The organism is Chitinophaga caeni, assembly GCF_002557795.1.
Taxonomy (GTDB): Bacteria; Bacteroidota; Bacteroidia; order Chitinophagales; family Chitinophagaceae; genus Chitinophaga; species Chitinophaga caeni.
Genome location: NZ_CP023777.1, coordinates 13,280 through 28,265 on the forward strand (window position 1 = coordinate 13,280; position 14,986 = coordinate 28,265).

Genomic DNA, 14,986 nt, shown 5'->3' on the forward strand with positions numbered 1-14,986 from the left:
GATTTGGTTGATTGGTTGATTACTTGATTTCTATATTATTTGCATCCTTGAAACTGTATTGCTTTTTTAATGTAAAACATAATACATCCATTACATCCTTCAATTCATCATGTTTAAACCTTCCGGTAAATGTTTCATTTAGTAAAGTGCTATCTTGAATATCGATTTCAATATTATAACAGGCTTCCAGTTGTTCGATCACATCCGATACCGGGCTTTGATCGAAAATCAGCTCTTCCGCTTTCCAGGTATTTAAACTTTGCGGCGAGAAAGTTTGTTGAACACCTTTAGCATTGCTGCCGCCGGTAAGATTTACCATATAACTTTGCCCGGGTTCCAATAATGCCATTAATTTCCCCGTGGCAGCGTGTTCCACCTTCACCTTACCGGATTCGAGCAATACCCTAAATTCCTGCTGATCGGTTTGTACTTTAAAAGCAGTTCCCAGGGCGGTTACCAGGTAATCTCCGGCATGTACGGCAAAGGGTAAATGTTCATCAGCGCTGGCTTTGAAATAGGCGATACCACTCAAGTTCATATCCCGGTTCCATTTCCCGAATGCGCTATCAAGTTGCAATTCCGAGCCTTTCTCCAACAGCACGAAACTATTATCAGGCAGTACAAATCCTTGTCGATTTTCAGTAGCCTTATAATATAAAGGAAACTGCCGTTGTACTTCCTGCTTTGCAAGGGGATTGATATCCCGTTCCCCTTGCAGGTATAAGCCAACAAAGACCAATATCAGAACGGCCGCTGCCGCATACCAGGCATATTTCCAATAGCTTTTCCTTGCCGGTTGCAAAAGATATTGATCCAATCTTTCCATCGCGGCCGCTTTCTCTTTCTCAGCTATCAACAACCATGCTGCCCCTTGAATCCTTGCTTTTGCTTCTTCAAATATTTCAGCGTGTAAGGGGTTGCTTTCCAACCAGTCTTCCCAATATTGAATATCCGCATCACCATGCGCGAGGCAATAATTAACGAATGATGCATTATTAATAAAATATTCAATGGATATCCCTTGCATGGCAAGCTTTTATAATACAGAGTGAATAGATGGCAGGATTTACCACAGGAAAAAAATATTTTTTTTGCCCAAGCTTTCCCTTAATTGCTGAATTGCCCTATGGGTAAGGTTATAAACTGTTCTTAGACTTGCATTTTTTCTTAATGCAATCTCTTGTAATGATAAGTTTTGCAGGAACCTAAGCTCGATTACCTCCCTTTGAGCCGGGGTGAGTTTGGTTAATGCTTCCTGTATCAATTGAAATTGATTCAAATAACGATCAGTTTCATCCGCTTCTTCGGTTGATACATGAACCAAATCTTCTATATTTTGCAGGTTCTTGGTTTTAGCCCATTGGCTGAGCAGCCTTCTTTTGAATGAAGTGAGTAAGTAAGCGTCCGGGTTGATGTCGCGGGACAAGTTTCCCCTTTTTTCCCAGAGATATATAAAAAAATCATGTAATTGATCCTTCACAAATGCCGTATCGCCATCCAACCATTTACATCCCCAAACGAATAACCGTGAATAATAAATATCATATAATTCACGGAATGCCGATTGATCCCCCTCGCAGAAATTGATCCATATTTGTAATCCAATAGACATAAAGAAATTGTAGCATACTTAGATGCAGGATGCCATCAAAGATATTAATATTCATTATTGTCCGACTAAATTTTCAATGAAAAAATTATCATCGCCCTAAAAAGTTCGATGCAATGTCTACCTACTCATTTCTTGTACTTTTTTGCTTGCCCAAAAAAGTACTAAAAAAGGCACAAATTGGCCATCACGGCCTGCAATTTGATCGCTCGATCTAGCTTTTCTACTACTGTATGGCTTCGCTATCAACGGTGCGAAGTTCCACGGTTCTATTGGTAAGGCTGAATAGATCATCCTTCGCTTATATCCAGGGCTAGGAAAGGAATTCAAGTACATCTAAAGCAATTTTAGTCGGACCACAATGATTAATATTCTAAATATTACCCAGGATTCTCATTTTTTAATTAAAAAACCGGGTGTCCTGGTGAACACCCGGTATATAAGAAGAAATGATATAAGTCTTTAAGTAAATACCTATTATTTACTTGCTTGAAATGCTTGTAATATTTTATCGAAGATTGCCGTGTTTTCATACACCCCGCGAAACAGCAGGGAACCCGGTCCATAAGCAAAAACAGGCACCATGATCGCCGTATGATCGTTCGTGCTGAAGTTGCCATCTAATTCACCTTTATCGATACTGCCGTCCAACAGGCTCAATCCTCCCGTTTCATGATCCGCGGTTACAATTACCAGTGTATGACCATCTTTATCGGCAAATTCCATCGCCGCACCGATAGCTTTATCAAAATCCAACATTTCCGTCGTAACATATGCCATATTATTAGCATGACCGCCGTAATCGATCTGTGCCGCTTCGGCCATAATAAAGAACCCGTCCTTATTTGCGGATAAACTTTCCATGGATTTCACCAAAGCTTTCCTCAATATGTCACCCCTACCTTTTTGGATTGATTTGCCAACGGCTTCATCTATTAATACAAATTTGTCTGATGAAAAACTTGCCAAATGATCTGTATCCGTTGCTACTTCATAACCATTTTGCTGCATGTGTTCCAAGAGGGTTTTACCGTCAACCTTGCGGTTAAAATGCTTGATACCGGAACCGATCAGGATGTTAACAGGGCTTTGCAAAAAATCTTTAGCTATCTTATCCTGCTCCGATCGATCCTTACAATGCGCATAAAATGCGGCAGGGGTAGCATCCGTGATATCACCGACGCTGATCAAAGCGGATTTTATATTTTTTGATGCTATGATTCCAGGGATTGGTATTAATTTATTTACGCCGGTAGCGTCCACGCTGATATGCCTGTTATTAGTTTTATGCCCGGTTGCCATGGCGGTGCCTCCAGCGGCAGAATCGGTGATATAACTATCTTCGGAGTAGGTTTTAGAAAAACCGATATTTATCATCTGCAACAGGTTTAACTTTCCTTTATTGGCTGTTAAACCGGCATATACCTGCGCTAAGCCCATTCCATCACCAATCAACAAAATAACATTCTTGATACCGGATAAGGAATCATTATTCACGAAACGCGCCGGGTAAACCGGGTGGGTATTATTCTCAACTTTATAAATAGCCGCGTCCCTGTTTTTAAGATAAGCGCCCAGTTGTACCGGTTTATCCGTCCCGATCAGGTCCACGCCCATATTCATCAATGTTTGCCAGGTGTTAACATTATCCGGTGCGCCGTAAAAACGCACTTCTTTGCCAGCCTGGTGAACACTATCGATCCAAGCCTGCAAAGGCTCCCTTTCTTCCTGGATGATAATTCCTTTTCCATTCCAATTGGTAAACCTCTTAATATCACAACTTACCAAGGAAATTTTGCCAGACTGCTGCTGATCGTACTTCCATCCCTTTTTGCCGTCAAACTCTATAAAACCCGGGTACTGACTCCATTTGTTCAACGGAGGTTGGTTTCCGGAAACAATCCATTTTAAATGCGGGTGATCCCTTAGCTGCGGGTATTTGTTCAATACCCGGATCAAAGCATCCAAAGTAGGTTCGGCAGCAGTTTTCAGATCAATTAATAAGATAAGGGATTGATCCGAGTTAGCATACACTTTGCCATCGTGGTTTTGAATCATCCTTTGTAATGGCTGCAAATAAAGGGCTTCCAAAGTATTTCCCTGCTTGATATATTGCTGTTCATGGGCTACGTATAAAACACCGTTCTTCACGAATACATCGGCTTCGATCGAACCGAAGCCTTGCTGATATGCTGTATAGAACGGCACTTCTTGTTCGTAATCATTATGCGAATGTGCATTGGCGGTGGTATACACCTTCTCTCCCGGCCGGGAAGCTACCGCGTATAAACATTGTAATAAGAGGCAGCATTGTATCATCCATTTTCTCATGGCACCATTTATTGATTGAAAAAAAGAAAGGTCAAACTAATGTGACCTTTCGAATTTAATAAAAACATTATTACTAATCTTCCTTACCAACCTTCATTTTGTTTTACAACACCTGCACTATTTTCTACTTCACTGATCGGCACGGGCCAAACATGGTTTACAGCGGGATCGAAATTTCTTGCCGGCCATGCCACTGAACCATCGTAATGATGTAATGGTTGTGCATAAGCGGCTTTAGCATCTCCCCAGCGTACCAAGTCAGCATGACGGTTAGCCCACTCCCCCGCCAATTCGCAACGGCGTTCGTGCTTCAAATCTTCCATGGTGGCATTCTCAATAGGATCGAGTTTAGCTCTTTCCCTGATCATGTTGATCTCGGCATCGGCATTTTTACCTTGCATCAATTTTGCTTCGGCCTTGATCAATATCACTTCTGCATAACGGATTAAAGGCAAAGCCAAATCCGTTGTAGGGTGATCCGGGTTCGTACTTGCATGGATACCGCCGGCATAAGAAAACGGCTCCATGTATTTACGGAATTGGTAACCGGATAAACTATTGCTCGATTCATATACCTTTTCTTCACCGAAATACGTAAACGCATCTCCCGGCTTCAAGATAGTCGCCTCCCGGCGGATATCCTTCGCTTCATATTCATCATACAGCTCTTTCGTGGGCATATAATAGCCCCAACCATTGTACAAACCCCAACCTTTGTTTTCGAGCATTACACCGGGCAAAATGCTGCCGAAGCCATTACCGTTGCCCTTGGCAAATGATGCTACCGACCACACATATTCCTTGCTGTAATTATTAGCAATCGTGAAAACATCCGCGAAGTTATCCAGCAATTTATGCTGGCCGCTCAGGATTACAGAATCTGCAAATTGTTCTGCTTTAGCATAATCTTTCTTATATAAAAACATTTTACTCAACCAAGCATATGCTGCTGTTTTATGCGGGCGACCGTATTCATCCGGTGTATATTCAGAAAAATAGGGTAAATGCGCTGCTGCTTGTAATAGTTCTGCTTCAACATAATCATACACAACATTGACATTCGCAGATCTCGGGATCGGTTTATCGGCAACTACGCTGTCGCGGTTGATAATCGGAACACCGGCACGGGCATCACCGTAAGTTGAACCCAATTCGAAATACATCAAACCGCTGAAAAAATATGCTTCTCCCAAGATGCGGTTCTTCAACTTTTCATCCATCTTGATACCGGGAACATTCTTAATGATATCATTGGCCCGCTTGATAACGATATAGCGCATCTTCCATTGACCTTCGGTATAATCTTTCCCCATGAAATCACGGTTAAAGTTCTTGATATTATCGCCTTCAGCTTTTACCCTACCGGTAACCATATCATCACTGGCGTTGATAAACCACCAGAAACCGCGCCCGTAGAAATTCTCATCATCGAACCTTTCATAAAGGGCATTTACGGCGGTCACGGCATCATTTTCATTTTTCCAGAAGTTTCCGCTTCCGGGCGCTCCTTCCGGAACGATATCTAGTTGGTTGCTACAAGCGCTAAGCATTCCGACAGAAGCGATAGCAACGAAAATATTTTTGAAATTCAGTTTCATACAATCAATTTTTCAGATTAGAAATTCACGTTCAGTCCCACTAATACGGTGCGCGCCAAAGGATAACGGCCCTTATCAATTCCCACTTGATCCATACCGATCTCCGGATCAAATCCGTCGTACTTGGTAAAAGTGAACAGGTTACTACCCGTTGCATATACCCTCAAGTTGTTTAAACCCGCCTTGCTGAGGAAAGTACGTGGGAAAGTGTATCCTAGGGTCACGTTCTTAATACGGAAATAGCCGCCATCTTCGAGGTACCAGTCGGAAACGGTTCCGTAGTTACCATTGGGATCCTTGGTATTCAACCTCGGAATATCGGTATTGGTATTTTCCGGTGTCCATGCATCCAAGATGCCGGTCAGCATATTGTAGTTAGTACCGATGCTGGGGTTGATGTTGGTGTATTTCAGGGCATTAAAAAGTTTCACCCCCGCTACGCCTTGCGCGAATATATTCAGGTCAAAACCCTTATAGCCCGCGTTGAAGCTCAAGCCATAATTCACTTTAGGGAACGGTGTACCTGCAAAATATTTATCTTCATCATTGATCTGTCCATCATCATTCCTATCCACAAATTTGCGATCGCCCGCTTTGGCATTCGGCTGAATTACCGTACCATCAGAGCTTTTATAATCCTGTGCTTCTTTATCGGATTGGAATAATCCTGCCGATTCTACCACCCAATAGCTATACAAGGGATGCCCCGTTTCGATCCTGACAGGGGTTAATGAACTGCGGATATTGATACCGGATGTAGAGATAGAAGTACGATCGCCCAAGCTGATTAACCGGTTATCCAGGGTAGACATTGAACCGGTTACTTCCCAGGTAAAGTCTTTATCTTGCTCGCTCCTATAGGTTAAGCCAATTTCCCAGCCTTTATCTTTTACTTTACCCACGTTCTGATACATCTGGTTGGAAACACCGGAAGTACTCGGTAAATCGACCGCCAAAATCATATCTTCGATCGTTTTATCGAAATAATCCACTACCAATGATAAGCGGTTATTCATGAAACCGAGGTCTAAACCGAAGTCGAGCTGCTTGCTACGCGCCCAGGTAAGGTCGGGGTTAGAGATAGTGTTTTCAGCGTAACCGGATTGTTGTTTCCCATCTTGGCCGATGTAAATATTATAGGTTGACAAGGTGGCGTTATAAGCGTTACCCGGCAAGCTTGCCAAGTTACCGATCAAGCCGTAACTACCCCTTACTTTTAAGAAATTCAACCACTCCACGTTATCCTTCAGGAAACTTTCCTCGGAAGCGATCCATCCACCCGTGATCGCGTAATATTTTTGATAACGGTTCTTACGGGGCACTTTCGAGGTACCATCGATACGGCCTAATAAACCGAGCAGGTATTTACTTTTATACTCGTAATTCAAGCGACCGATATATGATTCTAAAGCAAACTTATCCTTTCCGCTGTTAGGTTTGAGATAATCGGCTCCATTTACGAAATAGCGGTATATTTCACTTTCATCATTAAAATTCTGAGCTTCGGCAGACATGTATTCACTTTCATTTTTCTGGAAAGAATAACCTGCCGTTGCGGTAAGATGATGGATACCGTTAAACATATGATTATAAGTCAATGTTTGTTCAGACAAGATATCGGTATGATTACTCATCATCTGGTAAAGGTTATTGCTATTATTGATCTTACCGATCTCCGGAACCTTCGGCGTAAAGACTTTGTTATTACGCATTCCCTTTGTAACCGCCAAGCTTGATAAAAACTTCAAATCCTTCGTGAAGCGGATCTCTGCATAAGGATTTACGGAGATATTGAAATACGGATTCTTATTATCTAGACGTTTCAAGATAGCAACAGGGTTGGCCAAGTCGCCGTAAGAAGCCGCATAATCTTCTGGCATTCCTGAAAAAGCGCCATCTTCAGTATAAGGCGTGATATTGCGCGGATAACCCAATGCCGTATAGATTACGCCGGAGTAAGGGCTCGTCGTGTTGGCGCCGTTACCATCTTGGAAGGTAAAAGAAAGGTTCTCGCCCACTTTCAACCAGGGTTTCATCTGCATATCGGTATTCAACCGGAATCCATATCTCTCGTTATATGTATTTAACAAGATACCCTCTTGTTTACGGTAACCGAAACTCATGTAATAATGAGATTTTTCACTACCGCCTTTCACTTCAACATTATAATCCTGGATTTTGGCAGTACGGAATATTTCATCTTGCCAATCCGTTAAAGTTAATTGTCCTTCCGGGTAAACACTGGCATCGAAAGCAGGGGAGCGCGGGATACCGGCGGCATCGTAAGCCGCGTTTTCTACATCTGCAAATTGCTTGGCAGTTAAAGTATTCAAGGTTTTGGCAACCGTTTGCCAACCATTCTTTGCATCGAGGTTAATGCTCATCGACCCCATCTTACCTTTCTTGGTAGTGATCAGGATCACACCTCCGGAAGCTTGCGCACCGTAAATGGCGGCGGAAGCATCTTTCAAAACACTGATCGACTCGATATCGTTCGGGTTAATCGGGCCGCCCTTATAAATCATCCCGTCTACAACGTATAAAACAGATTCCCCGTTGATACCACCCATACCGCGGATAAATACTTTAGAAGCGCTGGTAGGATCGCCGCCTTGGTTTTCAATCAATACGCCCGGTACTTTACCTTGGATAGCGTCCTGTACATTATTTAATGAGCGGGAGTTTAATTTATCCAACGGAACATCCGCGATTGCCCCGGAAATCAAGGCTTTTCTTTGAGATCCGTAACCGACTACCACGAGTTGGTTCAGGCCGATAGCAACTTCTTCCATCTGGAAGCTGAAAGTCCTTTCATCCCCGATCATTTTCTCGATCGTTTTGAAACCAATCATGCTCACTACCAGGACGGCATCATCTTGTAGCTTCGCCGACAATTTAAAGTGCCCGTTAGCGTCTGTACCTACACCGTTGGATGTACCTTTGATAACAACCGTAGCCCCGATCAATGGATTGCCATTGAAAGTAACGGTACCTGAAATCGTAGCTTCTTTTTCTTGCTCCAACATTTTCAGGCTCGGCGTATTTTCTTTACCGGGTTCAAAAATCAACACCGTGTTAAATTTTTCCTGGTAAGAAAGCTTGGAGTGAGATAATAAATCTTTTAAAATCACTTCCACCATTTGATCTTCAAAGCTGGCTTTATCAACCTTAATATTTTTTATAACGGTTTCATCATAAGCGATATTGATATCTGCCGATTTTTCCAATTTCTTGAGCGCATTGGATAAAGAGCCCTTCGGCGCCTCGAATTTTTTAATCATTTTTTTTAATACCTGGGCTACCGATGGTTTTGCCAGGCTCGTTACCGATGCCAGCAACAAGCAGCCCAAGAGCAATTTGAACCGAAGCCCTGTAGCGTGAAATACTTTACTGATTTTCATATAAATATTAATTAAAGTACATGCATAGCAATCCCATTAAGCCATTTGCTTTTTACGCGATTGCCTTTCATTACGATGTTTTATGAATTGAACTGGTTAAAAGACGACGAGTTGATCTCCCGTTATTTTAAAATGTATTTTCGGTTTATAGCTTACTTTTTCCAACACCTCTAAAAACTGTTCCAGGCTTAGTGCAGTAGATACATTGCAAGTAAAATTCCCTTCCGATGTATCCAGATTCGTTACCACTTTTACCTGGTATTGTAATTGCAACAATTGTATTAATTCGGATAAACTTGCGTTCCGGAGTATTAACTCGTTACTTGTAAAGGAAAGAATATCGCCGGGTGATACAGTATCTTCCGATACATGGTCATCTCGCAGGCATATCCGCTCACCGGGGTTTAATATAAACCGCTCTTTTACACCGGCTACCCTCACCTTACCCGTGGCAACGGATACCCTGTGTAAATTCAGTACAGGATTATATTCCAGCAGGAAAGATGTACCCAGTACTTCCGTTTGCAGCGCTCCCGTTTTAACGGTAAAAGGATGCGAGGCATCTTGCTTGATATCAAAAAAAGCACGTCCCTGTTCCACTTTAACAATCCTGTTTAACTGAAAAGATGATGCGTAGTATAATTTGGTGCGTGCTGCCATCAATATCTTGGAATGGTCCGGTAATTCTACTTTCTTCATACCGGCTTTATCATTTACAACCAGTTGCCATTGTATGGTTTCTTCACGATTCATCCCCTTCCACATCCATACAGATGCAGCGATCAGCATAAATATCACCGCCGCAACTGCATATTTAATACTTCTACGAATATTGAAGCGAGGCTTTACAGCAGCATTTACATGAAACCAGGCAGCATGTTTAATATTGTCCAGCTCATCTTTGGATAACTGGATATCTTCGATATCTTTTTCCAACCCAACTTTAGACAACCACTGCTCCAATGCCATGCGTTCCCCTTCACTGCATTCACCCGACTTAAACTTCTCCAGCAGGAGCATTAATTTATTTCGATCCAAAATGTATTTACTTTAAGACAAGACACGTATGATAAAAAGAATAACCATCTGCAAAAGCCAATTAATAATTTGGTAACATTGGCGCTTATAAGAACATATAAGACATCCACAATACCATTATAGTTTCAGCAATGGTCCATTTTAGCCTGATTTTTTTGAGCGCGATGTTCACTTGGTTGCGGATGGTTTGCGGGGAAGTTCCTTGTAAATGGGCAATCTCGGCAATAGAAAGATGTTCTACCCTATGCAGGTAAAAAGCTTGCTTCATGGCATCCGGCAAGCTTTCTATGGCGTTTAATAATTGTTGTTCAGACTCCTTCACTTGCAGTACATCATGGGAAGAACAAACGGATTCCTCCAGTACCTGTTGAAACAGGTTGACATGTTTCTGGTAAATATTTTCCTGCCGGATAGAATTTAACAAACGGTGTTTCAATGCACGCTTTAAATAAGCATCCACCGCATTAACGGGCGGCAACTCGGCATGCTGCTCCCACAGATAAATAAAAAGCGACTGCACCACATCCTGGGCCATCGACTTGTCCCTGAGCACCTTGTAAGCAAATGCAAACAATTGATCCCAGTACAAATCGAACAGCTCCTTGAAAGCGGTTTGGTTTCCCCTTCTTACGGCAGTCCAAATTTGAAACGGATGTTGCTGTTCCATAGGCTTTAGATAAAGCCAAAGTTAGAAATCATACCCGAGTAAATGGAAAGCCCGGATTTATGAAATTGTTAAGACTCCTTACCCCCAAAAAACCTCATCCCCGCTCCCCCAAATTCCTTAAAAATGGGTGCCCCGGATTGGCTACCGCGATTAAATTAATCCTAAGTATCTTTACCGGGAGCATAACATAGAGCAGTTTAGTTAAATTCCGGGGTTCATCCTCCCGGCAGCATATTAAAACATTCGTACTTATGGAACTTTATTATTCATTTTCAGTATTAATTGTATTAGCATCCTTATTTGCTTATATCAACCACCGTTTCCTGAAATTGCCCTCCACGATAGGCATCATGTTGATGGCCATCATAGCGTCCATTATTATCCGCTTTGCCGGTAACCGGATCTTCCCGCATGTAACCGAGGATTTAATGGAGCTGATTTCAGGATTTGATTTCACGGCGGTACTGATGGGTGCGATGTTAAACTTCCTGCTCTTTGCCGGTGCTATACATGTCAATTTTAATGACCTCAAGCAGCAAAGATTGCCGGTATTAACATTTTCTACACTAAGTGTTATTATATCAACATTCATCATAGGGTATATTTTATATTACCTCTTGCCCCTGTTTAGTTTCGAAGTACCATTTATATATTGCTTATTATTCGGTTCATTGATTTCCCCGACGGACCCCATCGCGGTGCTAGGAATTTTAAAAACGGCGAATGTTCCCAAATCCTTGGAAACAAAAATTGCCGGGGAGTCCCTCTTCAATGACGGTGTTGCCGTGGTATTGTTTGCCGTTATATTACAACTGGCCAGTTCTGCCGATATGGATTTAAGTTTTCAATCCATATCGTGGTTATTAGCGAAAGAAGCCCTGGGCGGACTACTGCTAGGCATCGTGTTAGGCTACATTGCTTCCAGGGCCATTAAAAGCATCGATGAATATACGGTGGAAGTACTGATTACGATCTCGGTTGTAATGGGCGGTTACCTGGTCGCTCACGCGATGCATATTTCCGGTCCGTTGACAATGGTAGCTGCCGGGTTAATCATCGGGAACTACGGAAAAACGAAAGGTATGTCGGACAGGACCAAGGACTACGTGAGCAAATTCTGGGAGTTAATCGATGAGATACTGAACGCGATATTATTCCTGTTCATGGGATTTGAATTGTTGCTGATCCAAGATCTGCAACAATATTGGATTATTTCGGTGATAGCGATCGCGTTGGTACTATTGGCGAGGTTCCTTTCAATATGGATACCCGCACTTATTGTTCCATTCAAGCCTAAGCTAAGCCGGGGCGCCATAAATATGCTGGTATGGGGCGGATTGCGCGGCGGTATTTCCATTGCGCTGGTCCTCTCCTTGGGTCCCGGTCCTTATAAAGAACTATTATTAGAGATGACTTATTTCGTGGTCGTATTTTCCATTTTAGTACAGGGTTTAACGATCGGGAAAGTGGCAAGGAAAGTAACGATTTAATAATTGGTTCGATAGCTTTGAAAGTGGGCTGTAGCATATCGGAAACGAAATGGTACTAACTCCTTGCAACATGGCCAACTTATTGCGGGATTCCTACTGCTGCCGAAAACGAAATCCTATCAGTAAAACGTTGTACCTGACGGAAGTCCGAGCTTGGGAGCTCGAACTAGCGAGACGTTCTGGTTATTTCAAGATAAAGTCCTAAAGGCATTTCAAGTAAATTTACTGGTTCGAAATTCAAAGCTATTGTTAGGTTGCTGGCATTGGCCTGCATGCCCAAAACATTTCCAAAACATTTGCTGGTTCGAAATTCAAAGCTAAGCTGGTTCGAGCTTCCAAGCTCGGACCCACGCTCAATTGAGGACATTTACAATAGTACCAGAAACGAAATGGCACTTACTCTTCCAACATGGCCAACTTATTGCGGCATCCCTACTGCTGCCGAAAAAGAAATCCTATCAGTAAAACGTTGTACCTGACGGAAGTCCGAGCTTGGGAGCTCGAACTAGCGAGACGTTCTGGTTATTTCAAGATAAAGTTCAAAAGTCATTTCAAGTAAATTTGCTGGTTCGAGCTTCAAAGCTATTGTTAGGTTGCTGGCATTGGCCTGCATGCCCAAAACATTTCCAAAACATTTGCTGGTTCGAATTCAAAGCTTGGCTGGTTCGAGCTTCCAAGCTCGGACCCACGCTCAATTGAGGACATTTACAATAGTACCGGAAACGAAATGGCACTTACTCTTGCACCATGGCCAACTTATTGCGGGATTCCTACTGCTGCCGAAAATGAAATCCTACCAGTAAAACATTGTTCCAGCCGGGAATCCGAGCTTGGAAGCTTAAACTAGCGAGAGGTTCAGGTTATTTCAAGATAAAGTCCTAAATCAATACAAGAAGATCAGGTTTCGGGTACCCATATCTTGGAAGCTCGAACCGGCAAATCCAAATATATTTCGAATAACTAGGGTTAGAAGAAATTGGCGGAGCAGCAACCGGTAATTATATTTTATCTAAAGAGGACCTTGTTTTTTCATTGACCTGGTCCCCGGTATTTAAAGTTGTGTTAGGCTCAAATAACATTACCGACACTTCTTCAGTGGCAACCGGCTTATGCTCAACGCCCCTGGGCACGATGATAAACTCATTTTCCCGGAGGGTTTCTACACGATCTCTAAATTCTATATTCAAGACGCCGCTAAGCACATAAAACATTTCATCCTCCCCCTCGTGCTTATGCCATACAAACTCTCCTTTGAACTTGGCCAACTTCACGAGTTGACCGTTCAGTTCACCGACAATTTTAGGCGACCAAAACTCCGAGAAAAGGGATAGTTTTTGAGCAATATTTACTTTTTCCATTTTAAATGACATTGAATGACTATCAATTTACGATAAAAACCACTTCGAAAAATTACATCTCCAAAGCTTCGACTTGCCGCCTGTTTTGTGTGAAATCTCCCGAGGTTGGAAATTCAAATATTTGTAGATCAAAATATTTAACAGCCGCTAATAAATGATCGAAAATATCGGCCATGATATGCTCATAATTCACCCAACGAACATCATTCGTAAAAGCATAAATCTCTATCGGCATTCCCTTTTCGTTTGGCGCTAATTGCCGCACCATCATGGTTAATTCTTTATGTATTTTCGGGTGATGACTTAGATACTCCTCGGTATACTTCCTGAATAAGCCGGCATTCGTTAAATTCCTCCCGTTTATCAGCAAACTTTTATCGATCCCGGCAGATTCATTATATTGCTCAATTTCGACAGAAGCCTTATCCAGGTAAGGTTTCAACAATTGAATCCTACCGATATTTTGCAGTTCCTCATCTGTCATATAACGAATAGATGATAACTTGATAAAAATGGAACGCTTGATCCTACGTCCACCGCCCTTCTCCATCCCCCTCCAGTTTCTAAAGGAATCGGATATCAGGTAATAAGTTGGTATCGTTGTAATCGTTTTATCAAAGTTCTGCACCTTCACGGTTGTAAGGTTGATTTCAATCACATCACCATCCGCACCGTATTTATCTAACGTGATCCAATCCCCGATCCGCACCATATCATTTGCGGAAACTTGGATACTGGCTACGAAACCCAACAAGGTGTCTTTAAAGATTAATAGCAAGATGGCAGAAGCTGCCCCCATGGCGGTTAAAAATGCTATTACGGACTTTCCCGTAAGCGAAGAAAATATTAAAAGCGCCCCGGTAAAATATAAAGCAATCATGATCACCTGTACGAAACTTTCAACAGGTTTATCTTTGAATGCTTCTTTCGTCTTTAAATAATCTTTCCCTGCATTCAAAAATGCCTTGGCGATCCAGATACATAAAATAATCAGGTATACATCCGCCAACGATGACGCGAAAGCGGCATAATCGGGGAAATCGATAAAAACCCATGGTATTGCCCGCATCACGATCACTAAACCCGGCAATTGCGAGATATAAAATAACGCCTTATAGCGCACCAGGTGGTCGTCGAAAGGGGTAGAAGTATTCTCCGCGATCCTGCCCACCGTAACTTTCAATAGCTTATGCGCTACTTTATGAATCGTATAACAGATAATAGAAAATGCTATGATGAGCATCAAGACATTTAACCAAGCCGCTATTTGGTTCGATACGCCCGCTTCTTTCAAAATGTCATACATCCAATGATTTAACTGATCTACCTTCTTCATACGATGCTCTATTTTATTAGCAACTTAACCGCGTAAAAATGATGATAAGTGAGTGCAGCCTCCATCCATGTTCACCGGAATAAAGTTGATAACTTGTTCAATAATCTTTTAATGGGACTTTAATCAATGCTAATTGAGAAACGCGAAGGTACTAAATT

General features: G+C 42.2%; 10 protein-coding genes. 1 reads left to right on the forward strand and 9 read right to left on the reverse strand.

From position 1 onward, the window contains the following. Window positions 1–19: 19 nt before the first annotated feature. The 7 genes from COR50_RS00070 to COR50_RS00105 all read right to left on the reverse strand — a co-directional run bounded on the left by COR50_RS00070 (window position 20) and on the right by COR50_RS00105 (window position 10,644). Window positions 20–1,027, reverse strand: coding sequence for a FecR family protein (locus COR50_RS00070; RefSeq protein ID WP_098192073.1), 1,008 nt, complete (start codon window positions 1,025–1,027; stop codon window positions 20–22). A 39-nt stretch (window positions 1,028–1,066) separates the two neighbouring features. After that, the gene (locus COR50_RS00075) at window positions 1,067–1,612 is read right to left on the reverse strand and encodes an RNA polymerase sigma factor (protein WP_098192074.1); all 546 of its coding nucleotides are present in this window, start codon (window positions 1,610–1,612) and stop codon (window positions 1,067–1,069) included. A 474-nt stretch (window positions 1,613–2,086) separates the two neighbouring features. Further along, window positions 2,087–3,940: an alkaline phosphatase gene (locus COR50_RS00085; protein ID WP_232516231.1), complete on the reverse strand. Its 1,854-nt coding sequence runs from the start codon at window positions 3,938–3,940 to the stop codon at window positions 2,087–2,089. 83 nt (window positions 3,941–4,023) lie between these two features. Beyond that, entirely contained in the window at window positions 4,024–5,538 is a 1,515-nt protein-coding gene (locus COR50_RS00090) for a RagB/SusD family nutrient uptake outer membrane protein (protein ID WP_098192076.1), read from the reverse strand. Window positions 5,539–5,555: 17 nt separating this feature from the next. After that, window positions 5,556–8,939 carry a SusC/RagA family TonB-linked outer membrane protein gene (locus COR50_RS00095; RefSeq protein WP_098192077.1) on the reverse strand — a complete coding sequence of 1,128 codons (3,384 nt, stop codon included), beginning with the start codon at window positions 8,937–8,939 and terminating at the stop codon, window positions 5,556–5,558. 96 nt (window positions 8,940–9,035) lie between these two features. Next, window positions 9,036–9,977 carry a FecR family protein gene (locus COR50_RS00100; RefSeq protein ID WP_157760563.1) on the reverse strand — a complete coding sequence of 314 codons (942 nt, stop codon included), beginning with the start codon at window positions 9,975–9,977 and terminating at the stop codon, window positions 9,036–9,038. 85 nt (window positions 9,978–10,062) lie between these two features. Beyond that, window positions 10,063–10,644, reverse strand: coding sequence for an RNA polymerase sigma factor (locus COR50_RS00105; protein WP_098192079.1), 582 nt, complete (start codon window positions 10,642–10,644; stop codon window positions 10,063–10,065). Window positions 10,645–10,895: 251 nt separating this feature from the next. Between COR50_RS00105 and COR50_RS00110 the strand changes: the two genes are divergently transcribed. After that, window positions 10,896–12,134 (forward strand): cation:proton antiporter, encoded by a 1,239-nt coding sequence (locus COR50_RS00110; protein ID WP_098192080.1) that lies wholly within the window; start codon window positions 10,896–10,898, stop codon window positions 12,132–12,134. A 998-nt stretch (window positions 12,135–13,132) separates the two neighbouring features. Here the strand turns inward: COR50_RS00110 and COR50_RS00115 are convergent. Together COR50_RS00115 and COR50_RS00120 are read right to left on the reverse strand one after the other, a co-directional pair. Continuing rightward, complete coding sequence (locus tag COR50_RS00115) at window positions 13,133–13,504, reverse strand: cupin domain-containing protein (RefSeq protein WP_198405738.1); 372 nt, start codon at window positions 13,502–13,504, stop codon at window positions 13,133–13,135. A 40-nt stretch (window positions 13,505–13,544) separates the two neighbouring features. Then, complete coding sequence (locus COR50_RS00120) at window positions 13,545–14,828, reverse strand: mechanosensitive ion channel family protein (RefSeq protein ID WP_098192081.1); 1,284 nt, start codon at window positions 14,826–14,828, stop codon at window positions 13,545–13,547. Window positions 14,829–14,986: the final 158 nt, after the last annotated feature.

Excerpts from the sequence above, each read along its gene's own strand:
- COR50_RS00070 (WP_098192073.1), bottom strand. The coding sequence starts at position 1,027 with ATGCAAGGGATATCCATTGAATATTTTATTAATAATGCATCATTCGTT.
- COR50_RS00075 (WP_098192074.1), bottom strand. The coding sequence starts at position 1,612 with ATGTCTATTGGATTACAAATATGGATCAATTTCTGCGAGGGGGATCAA.
- COR50_RS00085 (WP_232516231.1), bottom strand. The coding sequence starts at position 3,940 with ATGAGAAAATGGATGATACAATGCTGCCTCTTATTACAATGTTTATAC.
- COR50_RS00090 (WP_098192076.1), bottom strand. The coding sequence starts at position 5,538 with ATGAAACTGAATTTCAAAAATATTTTCGTTGCTATCGCTTCTGTCGGA.
- COR50_RS00095 (WP_098192077.1), bottom strand. The coding sequence starts at position 8,939 with ATGAAAATCAGTAAAGTATTTCACGCTACAGGGCTTCGGTTCAAATTG.
- COR50_RS00105 (WP_098192079.1), bottom strand. The coding sequence starts at position 10,644 with ATGGAACAGCAACATCCGTTTCAAATTTGGACTGCCGTAAGAAGGGGA.
- COR50_RS00110 (WP_098192080.1), top strand. The coding sequence starts at position 10,896 with ATGGAACTTTATTATTCATTTTCAGTATTAATTGTATTAGCATCCTTA.
- COR50_RS00115 (WP_198405738.1), bottom strand. The coding sequence starts at position 13,504 with ATGTCATTTAAAATGGAAAAAGTAAATATTGCTCAAAAACTATCCCTT.
- COR50_RS00120 (WP_098192081.1), bottom strand. The coding sequence starts at position 14,828 with ATGAAGAAGGTAGATCAGTTAAATCATTGGATGTATGACATTTTGAAA.